Genomic DNA, 12140 nt, shown 5'->3' with positions numbered 1-12140 from the left:
GATTTAACCTTGCACCATCTACATTATTTTTTATACTTTCGTAACATTCACGCTTAGGCTTATTTCATCCTTACGTTGTAGTTAATGTAGCTTTAGGAACTTCCAGCAGTTAAAGGAGTTTTAGGTAAAATCTATCTACCACTCTACGCTCTTTACGAACGTAGGGAGCTTTTTATCAAAAATATATTTGACTATATATTTACACATTTGTCTATATTTTTAACAACTATTTAGTTGCTCCTTCCATTACTCCTTTAAGCATTTGAGTTTTATCTGCCATAAAATTCACCTTATTTCTTTTTTTTATATAAACAAAATATTATTGTTGATAAGGTCATTATTAATAATATTATTATGTAAGTTGGAAATGTATATACACTTTCATTAATTTCAGATAACTTGTAACATTCAGTAGGAACACTCATGCCAATTATTCCATTTAATCCACCTCCAATTGCATCATTTTTAACATATCTAATAACTAAATACATAAATAAACTTGTTAAAATTCCTAATGGTATAGAACACAATATTAATCCACTATTTCTTTCTACAAATAATCCACATATTATATAAACTAAAGATATCATTAATCCTATTCTTAAAATGCTTTTTATTATATTTAATATTAATGTATTTTCACAATAAGAATTTATAACTTCTTTAAAAAATTCTTCTTTATTTTGTCCAATAACTTCTTCTACAGTCTTACCAATATTTTGATTTCTATAAAACATTTCTAAAACATCTAATTTTATATCTACCAAATCTTTATTATCTAATATAACATAAGGTAATCTTCTTAAAAACATATTATAAACTTTCATATAATTTAAATTCAATTTGTTATAATGTTCATTATAATACTTTCTTTCAGCTTTTGTCATCATTTTGAAATCACTCTCCCACAATAATCAATTTATATCTATGTTTCTATATTATTTAATATTGCATGTTTTATTCTTTTATTAAATAAATAATAAGCTCTCATATAACTTTCAATTAATTATTATTTTGATTTTTTGAATAATCTGCATAGTTTTTCTTAATACTTAAAATAGTTATTATAATAAGTATTAATATTACTATAATAAAGTTAAACTTAGAAAGAGGATATAGACTTTTATACTCTTTCATTAAATTTACCAAATAAGTCATAAAGATTCCTATGGTACCATAAGTAAGAATGTATCTTAAAATTCTATTATTAACATATCTATTAACAAAGTACCCTATTAAAGTTAATAAAAATCCTATAGGCATAGCTACTAAAGTTAAAATAGTTGTGCTCTTTTGCATAAAAGATAATATCATACATCCACTAGTAAATAATGTACTTATCCAAACTATATTTTTTATTAATGATAATTTATTTACCTTTTCTTCATAATATGATTTTATTATCTCATTAAAAAATATCTCTTTATTTTTTCCTACTACTTTTTCTACAGGCTCTCCCATAAGCTGATGATTATAAAACATTTCTAAAACATCAATTAATATTTCTTCAGCATTAATGCTACAAAATGTTGCATAAGAAAGTCTAATTGTTAAATCTCCATAAACTTCTTTGTAATCTGGATCTAATTTTTTATAAAGTTCTTTATGATATTTTTTTTCATCTTTAGTCATAACCTTTCACTCCTTTCACTCTATATTGTATTACAACTTAGTCTACACAAAAAAATATCTAACTTGTAATGCAATGTACTCTTGTTTACTATATTGTATTACAAGTTAGATTCTTTTTCAATTGTTAAAAACTAAGAAATTGTCATTTTTAAAATATTAAACTTATATATTTATTTTATAAACCAATAAAAGGAGTTCAATGATGAACAAAAACTTAAAGAAAATTATTTGGATACTAAGTCATGCTAAAGGTGCAGTATTCCTTTTATTTTTAATAATTCTTATTGAATCTGTTTTATCTATAATAGGAGTTTATAGTACTTTAGTTTCAAAATCTCTAGTAGATTCTACCACCTCAGGACAAATAAATTTAATATTGAAATGGCTTTTTATTATGGTAACTATTTTCGGCATACAAACTTTATTAGGCATAGCCTCTTCATTCTTAGGTACTTTTTGCTCTTATAGAATTTCTAATAAAATACAAACTGAATTATTCTCACACGTAACCTATGCTGAATGGAGTGAACACTCTAAATATCATAGTATGAATTTACTAACTAGAATAGGCAATGATTCAGGTACTGTTACAAATATGTTAGTAGTTACTATACCTAGTATTATCTCTGTATGTGTTTTACTTATTTCTTCATTTATAACCTTATTATCTTTTAATGCAACTATTGTAATTCCTGCTATGCTAGTCTTACCTATTGGTATTTTTTTAGCTAAAATCTTTGGATTAAAAATGAAAAAATTAAATAATGAAACCCACCAAATTCAAGTAAAATATAAAACCTTTATTCAAGAAGCTATTCAAAATATAATGATTGTAAAAAGCTTCTGTATGGAAAAATCAAATATAAATAAATTGCAATATCTACAAAGATCAGCATTAAATATTTCCTTAAAATCTTCTTTAGTAGGAACTTGCTCTAGTTTATCCCTAAGTTTAACCTCTTTCTTTGGATACTTTATTGTATTTTCTTGGGGTATATTTAATTTAGCTAGAGGAACTAGTACTTTTGGAACTTTCACAGCACTTCTTCAATTATTTAATAATGTACAAGGACCTATTACAGGTATTGCAGGTATATTTCCTCAATTTATTGGTGTATTATCAGCTACTGAAAGATTAATGGAAATAGAAGAAATGTCCTTAGAAAATTTAAATGAAGCTAATATTATAAAAAAAGTTTTTAATGCAAATATTGAATTTAAAAATATAAGCTTTTCTTATAATGAAAATACACCTGTATTAAAAGATATATCTTTTAAAGTTAATAATGGAGAAAGCATAGCTCTTATAGGACCTTCTGGTGAAGGTAAAACTACTATAATTAGACTATTACTTTCTTTAATAAAACCTACTAAAGGGGAATTATGCCTAATAGATAAGGAAAATACTTTCATAAATAATAATTATAGAAACCTTATCTCTTATGTACCACAAGGAAACACCTTGTTTTCAGGAACTATTAAAGAAAATATAGTTTATGGAAATAATAATTTTTGTGAAGAGGATCTATTTAACTCTTTAAAATATGCCTGTGCCTTAGATTTTATAAAAGAATTAGAAAAAGGACTAGAAACCTCTATTAATGAAAAAGGAAGTGGATTATCTGAAGGACAATGTCAAAGATTAGCTATAGCTAGAGCATTTTTAAGAAAAAAACCTATACTTATATTAGATGAATCTACTTCTTCTCTTGATGAAGAAACAGAAATAAAAGTATTACAATCAGTAAAAAATTTACCTCATAAACCTATATGTATAATAATAACTCATAGACCTACAGCTCTTAGCATATGTGATAAAATATTTAAACTTGAAAAAGGAAAATTAAATGAAATAAATAGTTATTCTATTGAAAAAATAACCTATGAAACTGCTTTAGACAAGTTATAATAATATGTAAATTTTTCCACAATATGTTTCATCCTTAAAAAATATAAAATTTTTAATTTAATAATAACTAATAGCAATAAAATGGAGCATTAATAATATTATCATTATTAATGCTCCTCTTTTTAAAATATAAATAAAAAATCTTATTATTTATCTATATTTTAGTTCTTTTATTAAATTTATTTGTTCATTAATAGTAAACTTATCTTTAGGTCGTATTATTTTAAACATAGGAATATTTTCTACTATGTTTAAACACTTTTTTAAATATTCTTTTGAGAGTCCAATACAGCCAAATATCTCCATTCTATATATATTGTCTAGAAAAATCTCAAGCTTTTTGCATCCTTTTATTTCTTCAAGAAAAACTTTGTCCGTATCACTAACCTCTAATAAACAAATAACTCCTAAATCCAATGCCTTACTTTGAAAATTATCCTTAACTGATATAAGAAATTTTTCTCTTCCTTCATCAATTAAATTAAAATTATTTTTATTAAAATTTAATTTTTCCATTGTATCTTTACAAAGCTTTTGTTGACCATATGCAGACTCTATTAATATTTTTTCTTCTTTAACAGTTACAACGGATACATCATCCGCCATAAATTTACATCCATTACTTCTAAAAGCATTAGTTAAAGTAGACTTTCCTGCTCCTTGATTACCTGTTATAACCATAACCTTTTCATTTAATACAATAGCTCCTCCATGTATGGCCACTGTATCTCTTTGATAAAGTAACATACCAAAGGAAGTTCCTAATAAAAAAGTTTTTACTTTTTGTTCATCTGCATTTTTTTCAACTTCTATTATTATATTTTTTCCATAACTCACATAATATTTTGCAACATTAGGTATACAAAACACTAAAAATTTTCTTTCCATATGACATAAATATCCTTTTTCTATTTTACCTATTATATCTTTAGGTATTATTCCATATGTAATATTTACATCTATATTTTCATTAATGTCTTTATCTATAACAGTTAATTCTTCCATTTTAACTTCTGATTTAATTTTCAACCCATAAATTTTATAATAATATTTTTCCATTTAATCTCCTAAATAATATATTTTTTAATATATTATCTTTTACTATTTTTAATGATAGAAAATAAAAATATTTATCTATTTAATTTTAAATAAGCAGATGTTTAATACCTTATTTAAGGTATCAAGCATCTGCCTTTTAATATTTCTACATTATGCTAAAATTATAAAGTTGTAAACTAAGAAAATAATTGAATAATTACATTTCTAGGATCTCCACCACCACAAGTATTAGTATGAGTTGTACGCCACTCCCTATACTCTATATTACCATCAGTTTCAAACTTTACACCACCTTCATCATATCTAGATGATCCTCCTGGTTTTTTACATGGTATGAAGTCACCTGTAATTGCTTTATGTCCATGACACTCTGCATATCTAATTAGTACTTCAGTTTCTTCAATGCCTAAAACAGATATGTTTGGATTTCCCCAAGTTTTTTTCATAAAATTTCACTCCTTAAAATAATAAATTTTAATATATATAAATTTTATATATTAACATTTTATTACCATTTTATAGTCTTTAGTTTATACATATAAAATTTAATAACCAAATTAACTGTATTAACTATTATTTTTATTTATTAAAACTTTACTATTTTTAAAATCTTTTATTAATTTTGGTATTATTAAAGCTACTCCTATAATAATTAATGTTGTTGCTATATATGAAATTTTTAATAAATAAATATTCATTAAAGCTATTATTAGCTCTTTTAAATAATCATTAGATATTATTATATTTTCATAAAATTTAGTTTGTTTTCCAAATAAAAATACACTACCCATGAATAATCCTGATGTGAAAAAGCCATAAGATATCCATTGCATACTATTTATAATTTTTTTATTCCATAACAATACTAAAATTAAAATAATAATAATTGAAATAATAATTGAGATAATATATAGCCTAGAAACTAAAAAAATTAAAATTTTTGAGAGTTTAGATATTTTTAAAGATTGGGATAATAAATTAGACTCTATTAATTCTATTTTATTACTAATTATTTTAGAACTTTCCTTTATAATATTTTCTAATATTTTTTTATCTTTTTCACTTATATTGATTGTATTTTTATTAATATAATTTTCTACGTTTTTATTTAATCTACTCTCATATTTTTCTACAGAAATTGGTTTTATATTATTTATTCCTGTTGAAAAATAAGAAACTATTTCTGTTATTTCTAATAAAAAATCCTCTTTTATTTCTTCCTCTTTTATAAGTTCTTTTACTAATTCTACTGGTAGATTTTCACTGATCATTTTATATTCTAAATTATCTTTTAATGATTTATGAATTTTAGAGCTTATATTATTTTTTTCAATTATATCTACATAAACTTCTTTATTTAAAACTATAAACTTAACAAACATAATTAAACTAGTTAAAACTAATGAAAACATAAGAAGAAAGCTTAAAATAAAACTTAAAATTGATTTTAAATATTTCATTTTTATCTTTTTACTCCTTCCAACTACTTTCTATAAAATTACAAATTATCACTATTCTTTCAGAAGCTTTTCCTATAGATTCAAAAGGATAACCAGTATACAAAGTTAGTCTTTCATAATTGGTAACTTTAGTTGCAATAGTAGCATTAGGTTTTACTACCTTTATTTCTTTTACTACATATTTAAAAGTTCCATATTCACCTTCAAATATAACTACTTGTCCAACTTTTAAATTTTTAATCTCTTTTAAAGTTGTTTGTCTTTTACCTGTAAGTATAAAATTTCCGTCTTCTCCTGGAATAGAACTACCTGCAAAATGTCCTATCCCCAGTTGAAGCTGTTCATCTCCATCTCCATGAAATATAGGTTTATTAAAATTCAACTCTGGTATAATAAGTTTTCCAAATTCATCACCTATAGAAGGTCTTTTCATTTCCTTTTCTCCAACTAAAAAATTCTTTTCTCCTATAATTTCTTCATTACTCCAAAATAAAATATCACCTATTGCCATTATATCTTTAAGTTTTTCTCCACCTATTAGAAATATGCTAATTGCTCCAATAACTAACATAAAAATAGGGATTACTAAAGTAATCCCCCAATTTTTAATTAGTTTGGAGAAATTTATATTATAATTTTTCATATAATTCCTCCTAATTTAAAAATTATTTCATTACTCCTTCTATAGGAAGAAATTTAACTGGCTTTTCATATTCTTCTCTAGAAACTTCTATTGCTAAATTAATTATATTTTCTATCTTTTCCATACTAAAATTAGTAACAAAAGATTTTATTTGCTTTGTATTTACAGTAGCTATAATTTTATTTTTTTGATTTTTTATTAAAATAGTTGTTACTCCATTAACATCATCTTGAAAAGCTACCCTTGTTCCTACAGCAATAGCCATATTTTTAGCTACTGTTTTTAATTTACTTTTATATCTTATTGGTAATTTACTTAAATCTTTTTCTTCTTTAATAAGCTCTTTAGCTTTTTGTAAATTTCTAAAAATTCTTGCTTCTCCCTGTTGTGATATATTTATGCTTTGTATACAAGCTATTATATTACCAATTTCTTCTTCGCTTATAGCACCTAAAGACCTTATGGCAGCTGCTAATTCTTCTGATTTACTAGATTCAGCAGACTTTGCATTAACTATATTTAAAGATCCTATAGAAAATATAAAAATAGTAAAAAGTAATATGGTCTTAAATAAAGTCTTCATTTTTCGTCTCCTCCATTTATTTTTACATATTATTTTATGATTTCTATATTTATTAGTGACACTTTAATTTTATAATTCTAACCAATTAATTAATTTATTTTTTTTCTTTGCTATTTTCATAGCATATATAGCACATTTAAATTTATCCTTTACTTCATAATCTTTATTAAAAATACCTGAAATCAAATGATGAATCCAGGCTACTGGTAAAAGCAGAAAATTTTTTTTGGCATAGTTATATTTATTTGTAAGCTTCTTTCTACTTGGAAAAATCAAAAAAATTATTTCTTTTATAATATATGATTCATTATTTTCTTTATTTTTAAAGTTTATTTGCTTTACTAAAATTTTGCTTCTATCTCTTTTTCCAAAAACTCCATTAGAAAATATTTCTTCCATAAATATTTTTATATTTTTTTCTTCTTTTTTATTTAAACTTTTAATATCATATGGTAATTTAAAATTAAATAACTTTTCACAGACATTTAAAATTATGCTCATAAATTTTTCTAATTTGCATAATCTAGCTAATTCAAAAGTAATATTCCAATCTATAGCATCCTTCTCATTTTCTATAACTAAAACTAAATCTGTAATTTGTCTTATTCCAAAGCCACAATAACTACAATGAGTAGCCATATGCATACATAAATAAACTATTAAAAATTCTAAGGTTAACTCATTAACACAACTTCCCCCCACATTAGTTATTTGGGTATTTTGCCATATAACTTTATCAAAAAATTCTTTATTTCCTTTGAAATATTCTTCATTTGTAATGGACCAATGAACTTCTATAGAAAAATAAAATTTATGTTTAAAGGTTAAATGATTTATTTCTCCCCCTTCATCTTCATATTCAAACTCTTCTAATATTTTTTTTACTTTTAATAAATCTTCTTTCTTTACTAATATATCTCCATCACACATAGTTCTTAGTTCTGGTCTTGCATAATACCTTCTAACTACAAGTCCTTTAAGAGCTATTACTTCTATGTTTTGTCTATTAAATATATTAAAAATTCTACCCATTTGTTTTATATGATTTACTTGATATACTCCTTCAACAAATGTACATTTTTTAAATTTATCAACTAAATCTTTATCAATAGTATCTATTATGGATTTATCCAAAGCTGAATATATAAGACCTCTTACATTATGAGCTGTTGCTTCTTCAAAAATTTTATCCCATTCCATTTTTTCATCTACTAAAGTGTTATCTATCTTTTTCCCATGTATAGCTAGTGATAAAATCTTTATAAATTGTTCTTGTATATAATCCATAAATTCTTTCTCCATATTAATTATTTTGTTACGTTAAAATTATTCATAAAAAATTTATAAATAAAAACAACAATATTATTGAGTCTATAATTTTATATTGATTACAATACTTTTCATTAATTTTATTAATGCTATCCATAAAATAAATATTCCTATTGTAAACAATATACTTATTAAAATTATATTGTTTATTGAAATCATACTTTTAATAAATATAAAACTGAAACTACTTATTAATGCAATAATAAAAATTTTTAAATTTTCTTTAATAAAAATCATCTTATCAAATTTAAAAGTAAATTTTTTTTTAAATCTAATAATTATGCATAGTAAACTAATATATGAAGTCATTACAGTACCTAAAACTATTCCATATATACCAATAAATTTAGAAAGAATTAAACTTATACTTATATTTAAAATACTTACTATTATGCTATTCTTAAAAGGAGTATAAGTATCATTATTTATATAAAAATATTTATAAATTAAATCTCTAATTGCATTTGTAGGTAATGCTAATATATAGATTATTGCACATATATATACTATTTTAGTATTATCATTGGTAAAGTTTCCTCGTTCATACAACATTTTTATTGCTTCTTTTCCTAAAACAAAAAATAAAGAAACTACAAAGCACATCAAGGTATTTATTAATATAATATACTCACTTAGTTTTTTTTGACATTTATTCCCTCTACAAGTATTAATTAATCTAGGATACATGAAAGATGATATATTTCCTAAAAATAATATATTTATCATTCCAATAATTGTATTAGAATAATTCAATATAGATATTTGCCCTACCCCTAATCTAGATGAAATTACACTATCTATTATTAAAGAAATTTGATAAATCCCTGTACTTAATACTGTTGGAATAAATAAAATAATCATTTTTCTAAAAAAAGGTTCCTTTATATTAAAATCAATACTATATCTAAATCCACTTCTCTTTAATAAGTATAAATGTACTATAGTACTTATAATAGTTGTTATAAGTATAACTATAGTATAATAATATATATCCACATTATTACCTAATAATAGTGATAAAAATATAATAATTATTGTCACTAAAGAAATTATTTTTAATCTATTAAATTCACCTTTATACTGCAATACAGCATTAACAAGCCCTAATAATGAATTTAAAAAGCCTGATATTAATGTTGAAATAAATATATTTGAACAGGTTAACAAAAAATAACTATCTGTTGAAGCACTTAAAATCTGTATTATATTTTTTCTAAATATAAACATAATTATTAAAAGAAAAAAAGATATACTATATAAAACCGTAATAAATATATTTATAGATTTTTTTCTATAGTCTTCAACTAAATTAGGTATTAATATTGTAGAAATTCCTGTGCCTATAAAACTATAAATAACCGTTGTTATACTGTTTGCAAAATTAAAAGCATCTAACTCTATGCTTACGCCAAACTTAGATGCTATAACTGAACCTTTTAAAAGCATGAATATTTGAGTAATAATAGTAATAAATATCATAATACTTAATTGATTAATAGCTTTTTTATTATTCATACTCTTCTATCCTACTTTCATATATTTTCAATTTATTATTTAATTCTAAATCTAATTTTTCAAAATGCTTTTCCTTATTATTTATTTTTTTAACATTTACATAATTATATTTCAAATTATTTAATAATAAACTTGTATTAAGAAGCTCCATATTTTTAATAAATACATATTCATTATTAAAATTTATATCCTCTAAAACATTTTTCATTTTGTTACTATATATTATTGGAAAAACTTTTTTCTTTAAGGCAAAACCTAAAATCATAGCATGAAACCTACTTGCTATAATAAATTTGCTACTTTTTATTACTTCTATAGCTTCATCAATATTAGTATTATACTTATATATTTTTACTTTCTCTTTATACTCTTTAGGAAACTTATTAACTATATTTTCTATGCCCTCTTCATCTCCTTCTAACTTACAAAAAGACATTAATATAACCTTTATTCCTTCATCCATAAATTTGTAGCATATATCTTTAAGCTTGTTATAATAAACTTCATCAAATCCTTTTAAATTTTTTCTATAGGAAGGTTTTATTACTGAGATAATAGCTTTATTTTCTTCCTTAACATTTTTATTTTTAATATTAAAAACTATATCTGGTGCTATCCTTGTATTAGGCAAATCTTTAAATAACTTATAAGAATATTTTTCTCTAAAGCAGATATCCTCATATTCTTTAAAAAGCTCTTTATGTTTTTTATAATACTTATCATCTTTAAAGGGGCCAAAATTAACTCCTAATAAGTAAAAAGGTTGTCCTTTTCTTTTTAAGCTTTTTATATATTTAAAATATTGTTCCCAGTTTTGCCCTTGTATAAATAAAGATCCTCCAATATTTACAGCAATTTTTGCTTTTTCACTTAAACATTGTTCTATAAAATTATGAACTTTAAATTTTCTTCCAATAAAATTTATACTTCTATATAAAATATTTTCTGAAGAATAACAGATTAAGTTTTTTGTATTTTTAAATATTTCTTTATAAATCTTAGGTGCATATAAGAAAAACTTAGTATTACCATATCTCTCACATAATATTTTAATAAATAAATCATCTCCTAAATTCATCTTTGTATATGCATAAATAATTACTTTATTCATACTCACCTCTTTTAATATTCTAAGTAAGCAATAAATTTTTAACCTTTAAAATAATTCATTATTGTTATATATTTTTTCAAGTTCTTTAACCGTATTTTTTATATCATATTTACTTAATTTATCTATATCTACAGTTCTTTTAATATTATCATTTATATATTTATTTATATATTTCGCCCACCCAATAACTCCTATTTCTAATGGGATATAACTACAAAGCCCAATTTGTGATTCTCTTGGTACACAATCAGATACAAAACAAGGTAACCCCATTGCTTGAGCTTCTATTAAGACAATTCCTAACCCTTCATAAATAGATGGCAATAAAAAATAATCCATAGCTGATAAAATTTCTGGTATATTACTATTATGAGGTAAAAAAGAAATGCTTTTTTCTAAATTTAATTCTATTACTCTCTTTTTTATCTGATTTTCCAATTCACCATATCCTATAAAAATTAAATTAATATCCTTTCTTATACTATATAATTTATTAAAAACATCTACTAAAAATATTTGATTTTTTGATTCATCAAACCTTGCTACATTTATAAAATTTATTTTTTCATTATTTATATTATATTTTTTCTTAACTTCATACATAATAAAATTTTTACTGTTAAATTTATCTAAATCTATACCATTAAAAATAACTTTTGTTCTTTTATCTTTGAATGCTTTATCCCCATACATAGTTTTACAAGCTTCTTTGCTACACCCTAATTTATTAGTAGCAAATAATCTTATACTTAATTTATTTAAAAAATATGCTAATTTAGCTTTATTAGAAAAGGTCTTTTTATTCCAATAAAGTGAAAAAGAATTATGAGAATGTACTATTCTAATAGGTATTTTACATATAAAAGCAGCTAATAATATACAACTCATATCACTACAAT

12 protein-coding genes are annotated in these 12140 nt (G+C 22.6%); 1 reads left to right on the top strand and 11 read right to left on the bottom strand.

The genetic code is table 11. The features are described 5' to 3' along the window. Positions 1 to 290 precede the first annotated feature (290 nt). Both GBZ86_RS07825 and GBZ86_RS07820 read right to left on the bottom strand, forming a co-directional pair. On the bottom strand, positions 291 to 890 hold the full coding sequence (locus GBZ86_RS07825; RefSeq protein WP_152889388.1) for a hypothetical protein: 600 nt from the start codon (positions 888 to 890) through the stop codon (positions 291 to 293). A 112-nt stretch (positions 891 to 1002) separates the two neighbouring features. Next, positions 1003 to 1632, bottom strand: coding sequence for a hypothetical protein (locus GBZ86_RS07820; RefSeq protein ID WP_152889386.1), 630 nt, complete (start codon positions 1630 to 1632; stop codon positions 1003 to 1005). 202 nt (positions 1633 to 1834) lie between these two features. Here GBZ86_RS07820 and GBZ86_RS07815 point away from each other — a divergent pair, with 202 nt between their 5' ends. Beyond that, entirely contained in the window at positions 1835 to 3541 is a 1707-nt protein-coding gene (locus tag GBZ86_RS07815; protein ID WP_170272185.1) for an ABC transporter ATP-binding protein, read from the top strand. 150 nt (positions 3542 to 3691) lie between these two features. On the opposite strand, the gene GBZ86_RS07810 is transcribed toward GBZ86_RS07815, so the two are convergent. The 9 genes from GBZ86_RS07810 to GBZ86_RS07770 form a co-directional block, all read right to left on the bottom strand. After that, positions 3692 to 4600, bottom strand: a complete 909-nt coding sequence (locus tag GBZ86_RS07810; protein WP_152889383.1) for a phosphoenolpyruvate carboxykinase (ATP) — start codon at positions 4598 to 4600, stop codon at positions 3692 to 3694. A gap of 176 nt (positions 4601 to 4776) precedes the next feature. Next, a complete protein-coding gene (locus GBZ86_RS07805; RefSeq protein WP_152889381.1) occupies positions 4777 to 5046 on the bottom strand; it encodes a hypothetical protein in 270 nt (89 codons plus the stop codon). A gap of 120 nt (positions 5047 to 5166) precedes the next feature. Beyond that, positions 5167 to 6060 carry a hypothetical protein gene (locus tag GBZ86_RS07800; RefSeq protein ID WP_152889379.1) on the bottom strand — a complete coding sequence of 298 codons (894 nt, stop codon included), beginning with the start codon at positions 6058 to 6060 and terminating at the stop codon, positions 5167 to 5169. A gap of 10 nt (positions 6061 to 6070) precedes the next feature. Further along, a complete protein-coding gene (locus tag GBZ86_RS07795) occupies positions 6071 to 6703 on the bottom strand; it encodes a class D sortase (protein WP_152889377.1) in 633 nt (210 codons plus the stop codon). A gap of 22 nt (positions 6704 to 6725) precedes the next feature. Continuing rightward, on the bottom strand, positions 6726 to 7286 hold the full coding sequence (locus tag GBZ86_RS07790; protein WP_152889375.1) for a hypothetical protein: 561 nt from the start codon (positions 7284 to 7286) through the stop codon (positions 6726 to 6728). A gap of 69 nt (positions 7287 to 7355) precedes the next feature. Next, entirely contained in the window at positions 7356 to 8573 is a 1218-nt protein-coding gene (locus GBZ86_RS07785; RefSeq protein ID WP_170272184.1) for a nucleotidyltransferase domain-containing protein, read from the bottom strand. Positions 8574 to 8657: 84 nt separating this feature from the next. Next, positions 8658 to 10130: a lipid II flippase MurJ gene (locus tag GBZ86_RS07780; RefSeq protein WP_152889371.1), complete on the bottom strand. Its 1473-nt coding sequence runs from the start codon at positions 10128 to 10130 to the stop codon at positions 8658 to 8660. Next, positions 10123 to 11241: a polysaccharide pyruvyl transferase family protein gene (locus GBZ86_RS07775; protein WP_152889369.1), complete on the bottom strand. Its 1119-nt coding sequence runs from the start codon at positions 11239 to 11241 to the stop codon at positions 10123 to 10125. Before GBZ86_RS07775 ends, GBZ86_RS07780 begins: the two co-directional genes overlap by 8 nt. Positions 11242 to 11286: 45 nt before the next feature. Next, positions 11287 to 12140, bottom strand: an 854-nt coding sequence (locus GBZ86_RS07770; protein ID WP_152889368.1) for a glycosyltransferase, incomplete at its 5' end; no start/stop codon positions are given.

It is taken from the genome of Clostridium tarantellae (assembly GCF_009295725.1).
GTDB classification, from domain to species: Bacteria; Bacillota; Clostridia; order Clostridiales; family Clostridiaceae; genus Sarcina; species Sarcina tarantellae.
Note: the sequence above shows the minus strand (reverse complement) of the source record. Positions and strands in the feature narration are given on the sequence as shown.

What these genes read in the sequence shown, in the direction of transcription:
- GBZ86_RS07775 (WP_152889369.1), bottom strand. Translation starts at nt 11,241, where the DNA reads ATGAATAAAGTAATTATTTATGCATATACAAAGATGAATTTAGGAGAT.
- GBZ86_RS07825 (WP_152889388.1), bottom strand. Translation starts at nt 890, where the DNA reads ATGATGACAAAAGCTGAAAGAAAGTATTATAATGAACATTATAACAAA.
- GBZ86_RS07780 (WP_152889371.1), bottom strand. Translation starts at nt 10,130, where the DNA reads ATGAATAATAAAAAAGCTATTAATCAATTAAGTATTATGATATTTATT.
- GBZ86_RS07810 (WP_152889383.1), bottom strand. Translation starts at nt 4,600, where the DNA reads ATGGAAAAATATTATTATAAAATTTATGGGTTGAAAATTAAATCAGAA.
- GBZ86_RS07785 (WP_170272184.1), bottom strand. Translation starts at nt 8,573, where the DNA reads ATGGATTATATACAAGAACAATTTATAAAGATTTTATCACTAGCTATA.
- GBZ86_RS07795 (WP_152889377.1), bottom strand. Translation starts at nt 6,703, where the DNA reads ATGAAAAATTATAATATAAATTTCTCCAAACTAATTAAAAATTGGGGG.
- GBZ86_RS07820 (WP_152889386.1), bottom strand. Translation starts at nt 1,632, where the DNA reads ATGACTAAAGATGAAAAAAAATATCATAAAGAACTTTATAAAAAATTA.
- GBZ86_RS07800 (WP_152889379.1), bottom strand. Translation starts at nt 6,060, where the DNA reads ATGAAATATTTAAAATCAATTTTAAGTTTTATTTTAAGCTTTCTTCTT.
- GBZ86_RS07805 (WP_152889381.1), bottom strand. Translation starts at nt 5,046, where the DNA reads ATGAAAAAAACTTGGGGAAATCCAAACATATCTGTTTTAGGCATTGAA.
- GBZ86_RS07815 (WP_170272185.1), top strand. Translation starts at nt 1,835, where the DNA reads ATGAACAAAAACTTAAAGAAAATTATTTGGATACTAAGTCATGCTAAA.
- GBZ86_RS07790 (WP_152889375.1), bottom strand. Translation starts at nt 7,286, where the DNA reads ATGAAGACTTTATTTAAGACCATATTACTTTTTACTATTTTTATATTT.